The 16,361-nt window shown below is 56.4% G+C and carries 14 protein-coding genes; 7 read left to right on the forward strand and 7 right to left on the reverse strand.

Annotation, left to right across the window (positions count from 1 at the left end):
- Positions 1–114: 114 nt before the first annotated feature.
- The 4 genes from ACTZWX_RS05960 to ACTZWX_RS05975 form a co-directional block, all read right to left on the reverse strand.
- Positions 115–1,071 (reverse strand): hypothetical protein, encoded by a 957-nt coding sequence (locus ACTZWX_RS05960; RefSeq protein WP_444713152.1) that lies wholly within the window; start codon positions 1,069–1,071, stop codon positions 115–117.
- A 21-nt stretch (positions 1,072–1,092) separates the two neighbouring features.
- The gene (locus ACTZWX_RS05965) at positions 1,093–2,496 is read right to left on the reverse strand and encodes a sodium:solute symporter family transporter (protein WP_444713153.1); all 1,404 of its coding nucleotides are present in this window, start codon (positions 2,494–2,496) and stop codon (positions 1,093–1,095) included.
- A gap of 287 nt (positions 2,497–2,783) precedes the next feature.
- The gene (locus tag ACTZWX_RS05970; RefSeq protein ID WP_444713154.1) at positions 2,784–3,755 is read right to left on the reverse strand and encodes a radical SAM protein; all 972 of its coding nucleotides are present in this window, start codon (positions 3,753–3,755) and stop codon (positions 2,784–2,786) included.
- The gene (locus ACTZWX_RS05975; RefSeq protein WP_444713155.1) at positions 3,742–5,931 is read right to left on the reverse strand and encodes an FAD-dependent oxidoreductase; all 2,190 of its coding nucleotides are present in this window, start codon (positions 5,929–5,931) and stop codon (positions 3,742–3,744) included. Before ACTZWX_RS05975 ends, ACTZWX_RS05970 begins: the two co-directional genes overlap by 14 nt.
- Before the next feature lie 189 nt (positions 5,932–6,120).
- Here ACTZWX_RS05975 and ACTZWX_RS05980 point away from each other — a divergent pair, with 189 nt between their 5' ends.
- From ACTZWX_RS05980 to ACTZWX_RS06000, 5 genes are all read left to right on the forward strand, one after another.
- Complete coding sequence (locus ACTZWX_RS05980; protein WP_444713156.1) at positions 6,121–6,741, forward strand: RNA polymerase sigma factor; 621 nt, start codon at positions 6,121–6,123, stop codon at positions 6,739–6,741.
- Positions 6,735–7,004: a zf-HC2 domain-containing protein gene (locus tag ACTZWX_RS05985; protein ID WP_444713157.1), complete on the forward strand. Its 270-nt coding sequence runs from the start codon at positions 6,735–6,737 to the stop codon at positions 7,002–7,004. The genes ACTZWX_RS05980 and ACTZWX_RS05985 overlap by 7 nt, the downstream gene beginning before the upstream one ends.
- A 104-nt stretch (positions 7,005–7,108) precedes the next feature.
- Positions 7,109–7,780: a TVP38/TMEM64 family protein gene (locus tag ACTZWX_RS05990; protein WP_444713158.1), complete on the forward strand. Its 672-nt coding sequence runs from the start codon at positions 7,109–7,111 to the stop codon at positions 7,778–7,780.
- Positions 7,781–7,810: 30 nt separating this feature from the next.
- Positions 7,811–8,992 carry an ADP-ribosylglycohydrolase family protein gene (locus ACTZWX_RS05995; protein WP_444713159.1) on the forward strand — a complete coding sequence of 394 codons (1,182 nt, stop codon included), beginning with the start codon at positions 7,811–7,813 and terminating at the stop codon, positions 8,990–8,992.
- A gap of 173 nt (positions 8,993–9,165) precedes the next feature.
- Complete coding sequence (locus ACTZWX_RS06000) at positions 9,166–9,771, forward strand: TetR/AcrR family transcriptional regulator (protein WP_444713160.1); 606 nt, start codon at positions 9,166–9,168, stop codon at positions 9,769–9,771.
- Here ACTZWX_RS06000 and ACTZWX_RS06005 read toward each other — a convergent pair.
- From ACTZWX_RS06005 to ACTZWX_RS06015, 3 genes are all read right to left on the reverse strand, one after another.
- Entirely contained in the window at positions 9,768–10,217 is a 450-nt protein-coding gene (locus ACTZWX_RS06005; protein WP_444713161.1) for a DUF302 domain-containing protein, read from the reverse strand. The genes ACTZWX_RS06000 and ACTZWX_RS06005 overlap by 4 nt on opposite strands.
- Positions 10,218–10,295: 78 nt before the next feature.
- Positions 10,296–11,147, reverse strand: coding sequence for a UDP-2,3-diacylglucosamine diphosphatase (locus ACTZWX_RS06010; protein ID WP_444713162.1), 852 nt, complete (start codon positions 11,145–11,147; stop codon positions 10,296–10,298).
- A gap of 135 nt (positions 11,148–11,282) precedes the next feature.
- On the reverse strand, positions 11,283–11,906 hold the full coding sequence (locus tag ACTZWX_RS06015; protein ID WP_061331327.1) for a YbhB/YbcL family Raf kinase inhibitor-like protein: 624 nt from the start codon (positions 11,904–11,906) through the stop codon (positions 11,283–11,285).
- A 327-nt stretch (positions 11,907–12,233) separates the two neighbouring features.
- On the opposite strand from ACTZWX_RS06015, the gene ACTZWX_RS06020 reads away from it, so the two are divergent.
- Positions 12,234–13,544, forward strand: a complete 1,311-nt coding sequence (locus ACTZWX_RS06020) for an NAD(P)/FAD-dependent oxidoreductase (protein WP_106694192.1) — start codon at positions 12,234–12,236, stop codon at positions 13,542–13,544.
- Positions 13,545–13,783: 239 nt separating this feature from the next.
- Complete coding sequence (locus tag ACTZWX_RS06025; protein ID WP_444713163.1) at positions 13,784–16,342, forward strand: hypothetical protein; 2,559 nt, start codon at positions 13,784–13,786, stop codon at positions 16,340–16,342.
- Positions 16,343–16,361: the final 19 nt, after the last annotated feature.

The raw sequence follows: 16,361 nt of genomic DNA on the forward strand, positions 1-16,361 counted from the left end.
ATTATATAGACCACAAAATATATTTCAAGTCGACCCCCAGCAGCCACCAAGAACGACCCGGGCTCGATTCTTTCAGAATAGACCGAATTGAAGCATTCGCCAGTGACAGACTGGTTACGGAATGGAAGAAAAAACCACATTGCCAGGACCCAGACTGGTTCCACCCGCCAGGCGGCCCCGATAAGACACTGCCGCCGGCGTGCCTTCCGGCCACAGCCGGTCAAACTGTGACAGCCAGGCATTCACATCGTAAGCCACAGGCATCAGGGAAACATGCAAACCGGGCCGCGCCAAGCCCGCCACAGGCTCAGAGAAGGGGCTCGTAAAGCCAATACGGGTAATCAAGCCGCGTGGGTCAGAGCGCAGATTACCCATCCCCGCCGCGCCGTTATTGGTCACCAGGCAGGGGCGCCCATCCACTTCTCCAGACCAGATAACCGGCAGGCAAGTGTGAGTGCACGCGATCACATCGGCACCGGTGGCGCGAAACCACCTTACCAACTGCCGGTCGTTACCGGCGGTGAATGCTTCATGGGACAACCCCCAGCCCGCCAGCGACTCAGGGTCACCATGCAACACCAAAATCTTTAGGCCTCCAAAGATCAGGCAGCGGTATCTTGGCAATAGCGAGAGTTTCTTTTGGATATCGGGGTGTTGGTCCGCCAGCGCCTGCAGGCGTTCCATCATCTGGTTCGAACGCGCCACCACACCCTGATCCACGTACTCCGGATAGGCACAACCACAGCCCGCTCCGGCGTTGGGAAGCGATAACTCATAATCCACATTGCCCAGAATCGCGGTATGGTCCAGAACCCGGCTGTTGATCTCCCGGAACAGAGTGTCGTCGGCGTTGAACCAGTTAAAATCGCCATTGAACACCAGTTTAACCCGGTGGCCATGGCGCTCCTCCGCCTGCGCCATGGCCTCGATTTCGTCCAGGGCAAAGGGGTTTCCGTACAGCCCGCCGACGATGTACAGCACACTCTCGGAGGCATGGGAGGGCTCCCCGCAAAGCGCTTCCGGCCGGTAGCGGTAAGCCAGCGGGCAGCTGCGTCCTTCTGTGTCAGGCATTGCCTGATCCCTCCGGTTTTATCACGCGCCCTCAGCAACCACAGACTTTCCGGCCAGGCGCCGCAGCAGCAAAGGCAGGAAGAAACACGCCGTACAGATCAGAAAACCGTAGGCATTCACACCCAGCAACATGGCGTACGCACCATCACCAATCGCCCAGCTGGAGGGAATCAGGCCCGCCGCCAGCAGAATACCCAACCCGAGCCCCGTCCAGAAACTAAGGTGAAAGCTCCAGGGCGACCACTGGGTAAAGCCATAGAACAGGAAGACCGGCGCCAGGCCCATCACCATGGTGCCGGAGATAGTCGTAGCCTTGAGAATGTCGGTGCCGGCGAACATCGGTAAGTTACCGAGCAAGGCGAATACAATCATCACCACCGCACCCACCCGAACACTCGGCAGCTTGTCCTTGGCGCGACGGGCCAAGCGAGGCAGGTCTACTGCCAGGGACTTCGCCAACGAGCTAAAGGTGGAATCCAGTGTTGAACCGGCCGAGGTCATCATCACCACACTCATAAAGAACAGTGCTGCCAGACCAAGAGACTGGCCAACCGCCGCTGGCGCATTGCCCATGGCTTCAATACCGTTCAAGCGGGCATGCACCCCCACCAGACTGAAAATAAATACCGCCACAAAGCCAAGAAGACCCGCCACCACGAAGCTCTTGAGCATGGTCTTTTCCTTGTTCACAAAGCCCCGGTCGGTCAGCACCGGGTCATGAAACGGGTAACTGAATAGCTGCAGCAAAGCCACCAGCAACAGATCGAAGCCGGCGTTCAGGCGGAACTCGCCGTTGGTCAGCAGCGCGCTGGTATCGTTAGCCGGAATAATCAGGAACAACACCGCCCCGACGAAGAACATAAACACGAAGGCCTGAATCACATCGGTAAAGATAGAAGACCGAAGCCCGCCCTTGAGGCTGTAAGCCAGGGTAAAAACAGTAAACAGCATCGCCGCGGCGTAGTATTCCCACTCCCCGGGCAAGCCGAAATAGCCACCGACCACGGCGGTGTTACTCCAGACTTCGTTATACAACCGGATGAGGATCGCCGCCGCAAACGCCAGCGCTGCGAACCGACCAAACCGGGAGGTTAGGAAATCCTGCAGGCTCCTGGCCCCGGTCTGGGTACGGATCAGGTAGATCACATAACCCGCCACCGGAATCGACAACCAGTAACTAGCGTAAGCCAGGCCACCGACCACGCCATAAGCGGCGCCCAGGTTGGCGGCGTTGGTCACCGATTTGGCAAAGATCCAGCTGATAAAGATACTCGCCGTGAGCGACCACTGGCCCACCGGGTTGCCGTGGTCATCCGCGCCCTTGTAAAACGAATTCGCGTTCTTGCTCTTGGGCGACAGCACGTACATAACCACGCCGTACACCAGCAGAAATCCCCAAAACAGGGAGGCTTCAGTAAAGTTCATTTTTTATTCCGATTCTCTTTATGGGAGTAGGCCATCAAGAGGCGGAGGTGGGTTCCAAAACGAAAATCGTGGATTTTCTAATAGTTTTGGAACCCACCTCCGCCTCTCGCTGACCCCAACTTTATTAACAGCCGTCTGATACACCGACCGAGTCCGACAAGGCCGTTGGGTATGGGGATGCCCTCCAAAACCATTAAAAAATCCACGACTTTTGTTTTGGAGGGCATCCCCATACCCAACGGCCGCAACTCTGAAGTTCCAGAACCTCAGAATCCCAAAACAGCGAGTCAGCCAGGCGCCGAACAACTAGCCCCAAACCGGTAACAGGAGAAACACCGGTGATGCCGCAACATAATCCGCTCGTCCATGCTCTCCGCCAGCGTGCCGCCCAGGTCGTACTGCGGGTCGTCATCCACAAGCGTGCAGGCATACACCCGAACCTGCTCACCCTTCTTCACCAGCATGCGCGTATAGGTACACATGAAATGGGCGCGAGTCTCTTTGGTCGGGTATTTCTCCATGCAGGTCTCGGTGATCTCCGGGCTGCCGTCTTCGGAACCCGGTGTACCCAGGTCCGGAAATGCGGTAAACGCCAGGTTCTCCGGAATGTTCCACTGACGGAAAATCTCACGGAACGCGGCTTCCACCTCCACCGGGTGTTCGCCGGCGTCGGTCTGGCGGGCGATCGATACCTTGAAACCCTGTTCGATCAACCATTGGATACCTTCCAACGCATGGTCAAAGCTGCCTTCGCCGCGGTCCTTGTCGTGCCGGGCACGATCCGGGAAATCCAGGCTGACCCGGAAGTGAATCGGGTAGGGGTTGTCCAGTAACGGCAACACCTGGTGTTGGCGTTTATGCAGCGGCTCGGTGGCGTTGGTCAGCACGAAACAGGGCCGGTGCTGGCTGGCGTAGTCGAGGATATTCACAAAATCCCGGATCACGAACGGCTCGCCCCCGGTGAAGGAAAACTGCTCCACGCCCATGTCGATGGCTTCGTGGATGAACGGTTTTACATCACTGAGCTTCATGCCCGGGATACGGCCATCGCCGGGGTGGGAGCCCTCAAGGCAGAACGGGCAGGCCAGGTTGCAGGCGGTGCCGGTGTGAATCCACAGCTCTTTCAGCTTGTCCCCATCGATGTAACCCCGGGGGTCACCGTTGCGGGTGTGGGTCCAGCTGTCGAATGCCCTGGGCTCCAGGACTTCCACGGCCTCAATGCGCTTGCTACGTGCCGGTCGGGTTTCAGTCAGGGGCATAGCTGCTCCTCAATGCTTTAGTATTTTTGCCGCGGCGCCAGCCGTGCAGTTTTTCCAACAGTTTCAGAACGCCCTCGGGCGCATGGGCACGCTTCCATTCACCAGCTGCGTACTTGGCCGACTCATTCCAGGTCGGGTAGGGGTGAATAGTGCCCAGAATCTTGTTCAAGCCCAAGCCATGCTTCATGGCGAGGGTGAATTCCGCAAGGATCTCCCCGGCATGGGAGCCGACCACAACGGCCCCCAGAATCTTGTCTTTGCCCGGCGGTGTCAGCACCTTGATAAAGCCATAGTCTTCGCTCTCGGCGATGGCCCGGTCCAGGTCATCCAAGCCATAGCGGGTAACCTCGTAGGCAACGCCCTGTTCCTGCGCCTCTGCCTCGCTTAACCCTACGCGGGCCACTTCCGGAGAGGTAAACGTGACCCAGGGCATCACCCGGTAATCCACCTTGAACCGTTTGAACTGGCCAAACAGACCGTTCACCGCCGCATACCAGGCCTGATGGGCCGCCGCATGGGTGAACTGGTACGGACCGGCCACGTCGCCGCAGGCAAACACATTGGGGTAACGCAGGCTCATATCGTCTTCCACCGGTACGGTTCCGTTCGGCAGCGTGTCTACGCCAATACCTTCCAGATTGAGGCCGGTGGTGTTCGCCGCGCGCCCGACCGCCACCAAAACCTGATCAAAGGGAATCCGTATTGTCTCACCTTCATAATCGCAATAAGCGACCTTCTCTTCATCCTCTATACGGAACTCGGCAGCGGAATGTTTCAACCGGACATCAATTCCGTCGGATTCAAACTGTTTGAGCACCAGTTCCGAGACATCAGCATCCTCTTTGGCCAGCAATCGCTCACCTTTCTCCACCTGAGTCACCTGGCAGCCAAGCCTGGCAAACGCGTGCGCCAACTCCGAGCCAATGGGTCCACCACCCAGTACCAGCAGGCGCTGCGGTTGCTCCTCCAGTTCCCACAAATTATCGGAGGTCAGCGGCTGCATGTCGTTCAGCCCGGGAATGGGCGGTACCGCAGGTTTGCCACCGGTGGCGACGATGATGCTGCGGGCAGTGAGGCGTTCGGTGCGGCCATCATTGTGTTTTACCTCCAGCTCCCAGGGCGACACGAAACTCGCCTCGCCGGAAATGCAGTCCACACCGAGCTTCCGATAGCGTTCCGGGGAATCATGGGGCTCTACTTTCGCGATAACATCCTTGACCCGGTTCATAATGCTCTTGAACGAGCCTTTCACCGGCACCGACTCCAGCCCGTAACGATTAGCATGGCGCAGGGTGTCGGCTGCCTTGGCGCTGCGTATCAGGGCCTTGGAGGGCACACAGCCGGTGTTCAGACAGTCGCCACCCATTTTGTGTTTTTCAATCAGCGCCACTTTGGCTTTCACGGCCGCTGCGATATAGGCGGAGACCAAGCCTGCGGAACCGCCACCGATAACCAGCAGGTTATAATCAAAATGATCCGGCTTCTGCCAGCCGGCATACACCTTGCGGCGGCGAATGACCCCCACCACAAACTTGGCGATCAGCGGGAACAGGCCCAGCAGGGCGAAGGACAACAACAGGTTGGCGGAGAGAATGTCACCTGTGGACTGGATCTGACCCAGCTGGGTGCCCGCATTCACGTACACAAAGGTGCCGGGCAGCATAGCAATCCAACTCACCAGGGCATAGGTACGCAGCTTCATGGCAGTCAGGCCCATGGCCAGATTGATCAGGAAGAAGGGGAACACTGGCACCAGACGCAGGGTGGCCAGATAGAACGCGCCGTCTTTCTCAATGCCGCGGTCCATTTTGGCCACCGTTTCTGCGTAGCGCTTACGCAGGGTATCCCGCATCAGGAACCGGGCAACCAGAAAGGCCAGGGATGCGCCCACGGTCGACGCAATGGAGACCGCCGCCAAACCGTAAAGGTTGCCGAAGAAGGCACCACCGGCCAGGGTCATGATGGTGGCTCCGGGCAGAGACAGGGCGGTCACAACCACATAGATAACCGCGTAACCCGTGACGGCCAGTACCAGATTCTGGTCAATCCACTGCCCGATGGCAATCTGGTGCGACTGGAGGTTTTCCAGAGTAAGAAGTTTGTGGCCGTCGAATCCGAGGAAGATCCCCACGATGACGGCGATAATCAGAAGAAGTAGAAGCTTGCTGCGATTCATATCCATGCCTGTAAGAATTGAATAAGCCAATACGCTGTTATAGCCAAGACACGATCACCGGCTGGATGTTACACGCCCCCTGAACTATTATTTTTGAGCACTCGTTACAGAATACCGGAACTTTTGCCGATTCCGAAACACTATATTAAGACAAACAGCCATACTGACAGCGACAAGGGACGGAAACCCATGGACACAGCGGCACGCCCTGAAGTTGAAACATCACTGATCGACGACCTCAAGCGGGGCGACGCAACGGCCTATCACCGGGCAGTGCGTGAATACTCACCGGGTATGCTGGCGGTGGCCCGGTTTTATCTGGACCACTCCAGCGCCGAAGAGATTGTCCAGGACTGCTGGGTAACCGTGATTGATGCTATCCAGAAGTTTGAGGGCCGTTCTGGCCTGAAAACCTGGCTGCACCGCATCGTTGCCAATCGGTGCAAAAACAAACTGCGCTCAAGCAATCGCGAAGTGGCCACGGATTTCTCGGAAAGCCTGGAACCGGAACTGGCCGACCGTTTCAATGCCAAAGGCAGTTGGGACCTGCCCCCAAAGCTTCAGTTCCATGAATCAGCCGACAATCTGATGGAAAACGGTGCCCTCAGCGATTGCCTGGACAAACATTTGTCTGCCCTGCCGGAAACTCAGCGCTCAGCCCTGATGCTCTATGAAGCCCACCAGCACAAATCCGATGATGTCTGTAACATCCTGGATGTCAGTGCCTCTAACCTGCGTGTACTGTTACATCGGGCGAGGCAGAAGGTCTTTCTCATGGTGGAGACCTTCCAGGAGACGGGCGAATGTTAATGTGCAGGGACCTGGCCGAAATCGCCAGTGACTTCATTGATGGGGAACTCAGCGGCCGGCAAAATCTGACCGTAAAAATGCATCTGATGATGTGCAAAGACTGCAGAACCTTTATCGGTAACTTGCGCGCGAGCAGCAATCTGCTGAGCGCCCACTCCTCGGGGCGGGTCGACGAGGCCTTTCTGCGGCGAATTGATGAGCGGGTGGCAAAAGCGCTGAGGGCGCGCCCCAGTGACTCAGGCAACTCGAACGACACACCTTAATCGTGGTGGTATGATCCACATGTGCTGATACGCCACGCTCTCACTGCAACATTCAGCCCCTCGGATCCCGGAGCCAACCAACTGCTTTCTTATGAGGCTGTTAAATGATGTTCAGAATCACAATTCTCGTCGTGGTTCTCGTTGCACTGGCAGCCTCCTGGTGGCTGCTGCAAGGCCTTGGTATGCCCGAACAGCTCTCACCCAATGCGCTGTCGGCCTGGCTTGGCAGCCAAGGCTCAGCTGGCCCGCTTCTTCTGATGCTATTGATGATCATTGCTGTGGTGGTCGGGCCCATTCCAACCTTGCCCGTCAGCGCGACGGCAGGGCTCGCCTTTGGCATTCTCTGGGGTACGGCTATAGCGGCGTTCGGGGCGTTATTGGGGGCTATGATCGCCTTCTGGATTGCCCGATGCCTGGGCCGGGAGGCCATCAGCAACCGCTTTCCGGACAACCCGGTGCTGGCCAGGGACGGATCTCAGCGTTTTCTGACCATCGCGATTCTGCTGACCAGGCTGATTCCTGTGTTTTCGTTTGCCCTGATCAGTTACGCCGCTGGCGTGACTGCCATCAAGGCCTGGCGCTTTGCCATCGCAACCCTGGTCGGCATGCTGCCAATGACGGTGGTGTTCGCAGGGCTTGGAAATACATTCAAGCTGAACCCCGTATTAACAGTAATAGCCGGCATGGCAATCCTGATCGTCATGACATGGCTGCCGTGGTCGATCAGCCGCCACCCGAACTCACGTTTTGCCCGATGGCTACAACTGAATCGATAACAACAAAAGCGCATCGAAAGGAGCCTGATTATGAGCACGTTGATGACCTCTGCAGATCGTTTTCGGCGGGTCAATGCCCTGGCTGGAGGCTGGGTGGCAGATGCCGCCAGCCTCGGCCTGCACTGGCTCTATGACAGCAAACGCATTGAGGAAATCGGTGGCCAGAGCCCGGAGTTCCTGCCACCCAAAGCCGACTACTACACCGGTGGCTTCGGATATTTCGCCCACGAGGGCAAACAGATCGGTGACGTCAGCCACTACGGCGCAGCAACAGGCGTGCTAACCAAGAGCCTTCTGGCCAATAATGGCGAACTCAACGTTCGCCATTACCAGCGCCAGTTTCGCCAATTTTTTGGGCCTGGCGGCCAATGGCAGGGCTACATCGACAACCCGACCCGGTTAACCCTGGCCAACCTTAACGACATCGAGCAGAACGCGATTGAGCAGGCCCGTTCAACCACCAATGCCAGGCTGACGGACCAACAGCAGCGGATACTGGTGCAGAAGGTGCTGCCCTACACTCGCTATCTGAGCGGCGATCAACTGGCAGCGCCCGTGCGCAAAGCCATCAGCCTCACCTATCAGGAACCGGACATTCAAGACGCCGGTGTTCACATTGCCGAAACCATCGATCAGCATCTGATTCTTGAGAGTGGTGCTGACGACATGCAACTACCCGCTGTCTCGAAGCTGCCACCTCTGGTGGCCTGTTATTGCGGTAGTGATGACCTACTTAAGCAAACAGAAATGGCGGCACGGGCAACCAATCACAACGATGACGCGGTGGCTTGGGCCAAGTGCGCGGCAACGTTACTGGACAAGCTCTATCAAGGTCAGGTCATGCCGGTGGCACTGGAGGCCGCCACGTCACTAGCGCCGGACCCGGACAGTCTCATCAGGGCAAGATCCGGACAGGGCCTGGATGCCGTCGGGGCCGGTGATCGCCACGGCCGAACCTGCTACCTGCACGAAGCCATGCCGGTGATCTTCCACATTCTCGCGCACGCCAACAGCTATACCGAGGCCGTGCGAGCCAACATTCTCTGCGGCGGCGATTCCTGCGGCCGGGCCTGGATTATCGGGCCGGCCATGGCGGCCATTCACGGCGTTGGCGGGGAGCGGGGTATACCTCTGAGCTGGCTTGCCCGTGTGACCAATGCTGCAGTCATTACTAAAAATGCAGAAGCCTTGATAGATTGCACACAAAGTTAAATCTGTAAAACGCCCATAGATCTGAAGGGGCCGGTGACAGGGTCATGATCGCTTCCATTGGATGACGGTTATCGTAACCTGCCTCCAGGAAATCTTTCTGTTCGCCTGCATTTGAGCATTCATTAAAGTTATAATTGAGCGAACATTCAAATCCCAAAAAAGGTGGTGTTGTTATGCCAAGACCTCCAAGCTATGACCGGGATGCAGCTCTTGCCAGCGCCGTGAACCTGTTCTGGCACAAGGGGTATCACGGCAGTTCGATGAAGCAGATAGAACAGGCGCTCGATATGCGCCCGGGCAGCATTTACGCCACGTTTGGCAGTAAAGACGGTTTGTTTTCCGAAGCCCTGGCCCGTTATGCACAACAGGGCGGTGCCGGCCTGTCTGAACACATGGCGGGTTATGACAGCATTGTTGAAGGGTTGCAGGCGTATCTGCGGAAGATCGCCGGCAGTTGCGCCGATGCTGACTGTGCTCCGGCACGGGCCTGCCTGGTTGTCAAAACCCTGCTGGAGGCCAGTAACACCAACCCGGTTCTGTATTCACAGGCTCAGAGTGTACTTGCAGCCATTGAAAGCTCGTTTGCAGAACTACTGGAGAGCGCAATAAAACGGGGAGAAATTGTTAGCCACACAGACAGCCGACGGCTGGCGCGACTCCTTCAGAGCCAGATTATGGGGCTGCGTTCCATGGCCGAGCGCAACCTGACGGCCACCGAGCTTGAGCAGCTCGGCGACGACATGGCGGCCATTCTGGATAGCTACAAGGTAAGTAATTAAGGGGCAATAGCGGCTTTGGTCATGCTCTCGAGAGCCCCGAAGAGATTCTTGACCACCGGGCAGTCTGCTGCCCCGTGGCGGTCAGCCAGGTACTGGGGATCGTTGTATCCGAGCCAAACCTGACCGCTATCGTCCTCCCAGACCAACGCTTTCAGTGGCAGATCAATGCCAACTGTCTGGGCGCACTGCATAAAAGGGGTGCCGCCCTGAGGGTTGCCAAAGATCAGCAGCTCGGTTGGCATGAGCGACTCACCCACACTCTCCGCACCTTTGGCGTGGTCAATTCGGGCGAACACCTTCAGGCCTTTCTCTTCCACAATGGCTTCAAGATTATCCATGGTAACGCCTGCAGAGTGAGGGCTTTGCATAGTGACCAAGCCTTCAGCAGCCGAGACCATCAAACTGATCAGCATCAGACAGAGCAGTGCAGCAGCTCGTGAAATCATAGAGGGCTCCTTACGGGGTGAACCTGCCCTGACAAGTTAGTTCACCGGGCGCCCGTTCACCAGCCAATGATCGGCCAGTTATCGAGCCGGACCGTTGAACTGCTCCAGAAACGCCGCCGGCAAGGCATCGATCACTGGCCTCGTATCGCCCGCCAGTTCCGGACTCGGCTGTTCGGGCTCCCGGCTCAACGTCACGGGCGTTTCTGACCAGTGCAAAAGCTCCAATTTGCCATCGGCCTGCTCAACCAGCGCGGTGCAGTGCTCCACCCAGTCGCCATCGTTGCAATAAAGACCATCCTCACTGCGTAGAAAGCCGGCCGAGTGGATGTGGCCACAGATGAACCCGTGGTAGTGACCTTTCTCTGCAGCCGTCAGCGCCGCCAGCTCGAATCGCCGGATAAAGGTTCTGGCCTTACCGATCCGGCTTTTGATCCAGGCCGCCAGCGACCAGTAGGGCTTGCCCTGAAGCCGACGCAGGGCGTTGAACCAACGGTTTAGCCGCAGCAACAGGCCGTGGGCGCGGTCTCCTACCAACAGCATCAGCGGGCTGCATCGCACCACCTGGTCGAACTGGTCACCATGGCAGACCAGAAACTGACGACCGTCGGCGGTGGTGTGCACTGCCTTGTACTGTAACTCGATGCCGGAGAAGGTCTGACCGCAGAAGCGCCGGAAAAACTCGTCGTGATTACCGGGAATGTAAACCACCCGGGTACCCGTGGCGGCGAGCTCCAGCAGCTTGTGGATAACCTGCCGATGACTGTCCGGGAAGTGGGCCCGGCGCTGCATGGCGATCAGGTCGATAATGTCGCCAACCAGATACAGCGTCTGGCAGCGAACGTTATTGAGGAAATCCAGCAGGTACTCAGCCTGGCAATCGGCCGTGCCCAGATGAACATCGGAAATGAATACGCTGCGATACGCTCGCATGTTGCCTCCCGTGGTGTCAGGCCTGCCTTCGGTTTCCTGTAACAACCTTGGCAAGCTCCGGTGACACCCGGGTGACAATGGCAAGTCAGTTTTATGAAGCCGGGCGCTAAACCATCAGCCCCGCAACCGACGGCATTAACGCAGGTCCGGATTCAGGGTGTAAGTGCCGGTCACCCGGGCACTGGCCAGCACGTGCCCGGCCATGGCCTGGCGTACATCGTTGCCGTCAAATTCACCCTCCAGCCCCAGGCTTTCGACATCCAGCGCGTGCACTTCAAAATGGTAGTGGTGGATGATCTCGTCGTTCCAGGGCGGGCAGGGGCCGTCATATCCGGCATAGGTGCCCGCCATGTCCGGGTTGCCGGCAAGGAACTGGGTGTAATTATTCACGCCCCGAACGCCAATCGGACCCGGCCCATGGTCCTTGCCCTTGGGCAACACGCCGTCACTGTCCTCGCCTTCCGGGATGCGGCCGATATTGGCTGGAATGTCTGTCAGCAACCAGTGGAAGAAATCCACCCGGGGCAGGTCGGCGGGCACCGTTTTGCCTTCCTGATTTACATCATCGGCTACGCTGGGCACGTCCGGGTCAAACATCATCACCACAAAACTCTTCGTACCCTCCGGTGCCCCAGACCAGACCAACTCGGGGTTTCGGTTGGGGCCAAAGCTCATGTGGTCCTGCTCGCTGAAAACCCCAAAGGCAAACTTCTCTGGAATGGGTTGTCCCTCTTCTACACCACGAACCTCTAGTTTCACGATCGTCTCTCCTGTCGAGCGGCTTTTGATTAATTCAGCCATCGCCGAATGATACGGGACCGGCCGGTATTCCGGTTTTATCAACCACGTCAGGTCTTTGTCCAGATTAGCAAACCAGCGGCAGAAAACACGACTTCTACGTTCAGGTGTAAGCCAAAGCACCTGCCAGGCAACACTTCTGTCCAATTGTCATCCCGGGCCGTCAACGTTAGTATAGTGGCGTTAGCAGCCTACCTTTTGTGTTAACAGGTCAGACTGATCAGAGCAGACAGCCAAGCGTTTTCCCGCGAGAGCGCTTGGCTCTCATCTTCTGAAGGTCTGACTGTTATGGAAAACCTGCATCACATTGTTGTCGTCGGCGGTGGCGCCGGAGGCCTGGAACTGGTCACCAGCCTCGGCAACAAACTCGGCAAGAAAAACAAGGCTCGCATCTCCCTGGTCGACGCCGGCCTGACCCACGTCTGGAAACCTCTGCTGCACGAAGTGGCCTCCGGCTCACTGGACGCCAGTGCCAACGAAATCAATTACCGGGCCCACGCACGGAAACATCACTATGAATTTCAGCTGGGGCGCATGAACGGCCTTGATCGGGCGGCCAAGGAAATCATCATTGCGCCGTTCCTGGACGAAGAAGGCCATGAGGTGGTGCCTGAGCGTCGGATTCAATACGACACGCTGGTGATTGCTGTGGGCAGTACAGCCAATGATTTCGGCACACCCGGCGCCCAGGAACACTGCCTGTTTCTCGACAGCCTAAGGCAAGCAAGGCGATTCCATAACCTGATGCTCAACGCCTTCCTGCGCAAGAACCACGAGGCCAATCAGGGCAAACCCCATACTCTGAACATCAGTATCATCGGTGCTGGCGCCACGGGTGTGGAGCTGGCTGCCGAGCTGCGACTGGCATCCAGGGAATTGCCGGTATACGGCATGAACCACCTGCAGTCCTCGGATGTTTCCATCAGCGTGATCGAAGCGGCAGACCGGATTTTGCCTGCCCTGCCCGGGCGCCTGTCAGCGGCAGCCACCCGTGAACTGGAACGCCAGAAGGTGAAAGTACTGACCGGGCAGCCAGTCAGCGAAGTGCGCGAAAACAGCCTGGTCATGAAAGACGGCACCGAATTGCCATCCGAAATGACCATCTGGGCCGCAGGCATCAAGGCTCCCCCGTTTCTGGCGGAACTCGGCGGCCTGGAAACCAATCGCAGCAATCAGCTGTTGGTGAAGCAAACCCTCGAAACCACACGGGATACCGACATCTTTGCCTTCGGTGATTGCGCAGCCTGCCCGCAGCCCGATTCCGACCATCCCGTGCCACCACGGGCCCAGGCCGCCCATCAGCAGGCCGATGCCCTGTTCAAGACCCTGTGCAACCGCCTGGAAGGCAAAGACCCAGTGGCCTTTGTCTACAATGACCATGGCTCACTGATCAATTTCAGCCGTTACACCACTGTCGGCAACCTGATGGGCAACCTGTCTGGCCGAAGCATGTACATTGAAGGGAAGGTGGCCAGGCTGTTTTATGTATCCCTGTACCGGATGCATCAGGTTGCTCTGCACGGGTTCCTGCGCACGGGCATTATCTGGCTGATGGACAAGATCAGCCGAGCGATGCATCCTCGCCTGAAGTTGCATTGAGCGCCGCATGTCCGCTCCCAAGCCGAGTGGCTCAGTCTGTCTATGCCAGCTCGGCTTATCAAATATTTGACGAAACGCAACACCCATCGAATACCGTGAGGCCTGCCCCGAAGTCATTTTGAAGCGACAACATACGGGGAGCGCATCACACCTTTTTGGCCTATCCTTTTTTTGTTGCAATCATCATACGATGAGCCGAAGTGCTTGCCATCATATTGTGTTAAGTGGAGAAGACGAACATGAGTTTCAAATTTACCTCTGGACGTACGTTTCGCTGCTGGCGTGTACCTGGCAAATGGGTTTTGCTTGTTTGCTGTTCATTACTGATCTCCGGATGTTTGTTTTCTGACGATATAACAATGTACCGCGTCTTCGGGGAGGCGAGAGGAAATGGGTCGATCAGTCCTGAACGCATCAGTGTGCTAAGCGACGCCATTGTTCGGTTTGAATTAACCGCGGATGAAGGACATGAGATTGCATCGGTGGAGGGCTGTGATGGTTCGCTTGAAGGTACCACCTACAGTACGAGGGCCGTCAACGGAGATTGTAAGGTAGTGGCAACATTCAGGCCCATCGTCGAGGACGATGAAGGTACCAATACGGATCCCGGCACTGACAATGATAATCCTCCTGCACCTGTCACTTATTCTATTAATACCAACGCAAGTACAGGTGGCGCCTTCAGTCCGGCAGCTACAACGGTAATTGCCGGTAATACCGCTAGCTTCACACTGACAGCGGACCCAGATTACCGACTGGTGTCAGCCACCGGTTGCGGTGGTCGCTTGGAGGGCAACCTTTATGTCACGAACCCGATCAACGAAAACTGTACAATCAACGCAACATTTATAAGAACATTCGAAGTAACAGCCTCGGCAGGTGAAAATGGCAGCATCACTCCAGCCAGCACCAGAGTTGACGAAGGCTCCCAAGCTGCGTTCACAGTCTCACCGGGAAGTGGCTTTAAGATCGCGGCGATTACCGGCTGCGAAGGTTCACTGTCAGGTGCCACATACACCACGGGAGCGGTAACAGCTGACTGCTCTGTAACGGTGTCGTTCAGCCGGGCTGAACTGACGATCACCCCGATTCAAACGAAGACCTTACGCTTCAATTGGGACGACGCTTCGGGCGAGACGGAGTATCGGCTTCTGGAAAATCCGGACGGCATATCAGGCTACAGCGAAATTGCTGTCATCCCCGCCGACACCACAGAGTTCGATCTTGAGGTATTTTTGCCCGAGCGAGTTAATGCTAGTTACATCTTGCAGTCTTGTGTCGTAAACGCATGTGTTGATTTCGCTGATAGCTCAGTTTCCAGCAACTTGGCGGAGGCAGTGGGTTTTGTTAAAGCCTCAAACACATCTACGCTAGACGAATTCGGTTCCAGTCTTGCTATCTCGGCTGATGGGCTTACATTGGCCGTTTCCGCTCCATTTGAGGACAGCAGTGCAGTTTTGGTCAATGGAGATCAAAGCGACAATTCTGACAACCCTGATATTGCACCCACCGCCGTCAGAAATAGCGGTGCAGTCTATGTTTTCTCGAAATCTGATGGTTTGTGGGCGCAACAGGCCTACATCAAAGCGCTGAACCCCAACGCTAATGCGAATTTTGGTTTTAGCGTTGCATTGTCAGCAAACGGAGATGTGCTGGCCGTTGGAGCGATAAACGAAGGCAGTTCTGCTACTGGGATCGATGGTGATAGCAGTGACACTTCCAGCCCCAACAGTGGTGCAGTGTATGTATATTCACGAAGCGCCGAGGCTTGGGGTTTTGAAGCCTACATCAAAGCATCCAATACAGATTCAAGTGATGCGTTTGGCTACAGCGTGGCCCTTTCCGGTGACGCACAAACGCTTGCTGTAGGCGCAATTGGAGAGGACAGTAACGCCACCGGCATTAATGGGAATGAAGCCGATAACTCGACGTTTAACACAGGTGCTGTGTATGTGTTCAGTAAAAGTGGCGGCAACTGGGCCCAAGAAGCGTATATTAAGGCTTCCAACACAAACCAGAACGATAGATTTGGATTCTCTGTCGCCCTATCTGATAACGGTGACAGGCTAGTTGCCAGTGCAGAGGGCGAAGACAGTAACGCGACCGGTGTAAATGGTGATGCTTCTGACAACAGCTCTATTGAAAGCGGCGCCGCCTACCTATTTTCACGAAACAACGACACTTGGTCACAGGAGGCCTATCTCAAGGCATCTAATACCGGAGGTGATGATAGATTTGGACAAGCTGTCGCGATTTCTGCCGATGGAAATACGGTAGCTGTTGGTGCACCATCTGAAAGTAGTAGCGCGACCGGCATCAATGGTGAAGAAAATGATAATACTAGTAGCCGCAGTGGGGCAGTTTACATTTTCACTCACGATAGTGGCACGTGGTTGCAACAAGCATATATCAAAGCGTCTAATGCAGACAGCGCGGACCGCTTCGGCACTAGTGTTGCCCTTTCCAGCGATGGCAATTATCTCGCAGTAGGTGCCCCGGAAGAAGATGGCGTTTCAAGGGGCATTAATGGAAACGCAAATGATAATTCCGCAACATTTGCGGGGGCTGCATATCTCTTTAGCCGAAATACTGGCAGCTGGGAACAAAGAGCCTACGTGAAAGCTTCCAATACAATGGCGGAATGGAGGTTTGGTAGAGCCATTTCTCTTTCGGGAGATGCGGATATTCTGGCTGTCGGTTCTCCCCGAGAAGCCAGCTTTTCCGAAGGCGTTAATGGCATCCAACTTCAGCCCGGAATGTTTGGCTTGTCCAGCAGTGGAGCGGTGTATTTGTACTAATCAAGGCCAGACGATTGTC

Source organism: Marinobacter sp. NSM (genome assembly GCF_052380025.1).
In the GTDB taxonomy this organism is placed as follows: Bacteria; Pseudomonadota; Gammaproteobacteria; order Pseudomonadales; family Oleiphilaceae; genus Marinobacter.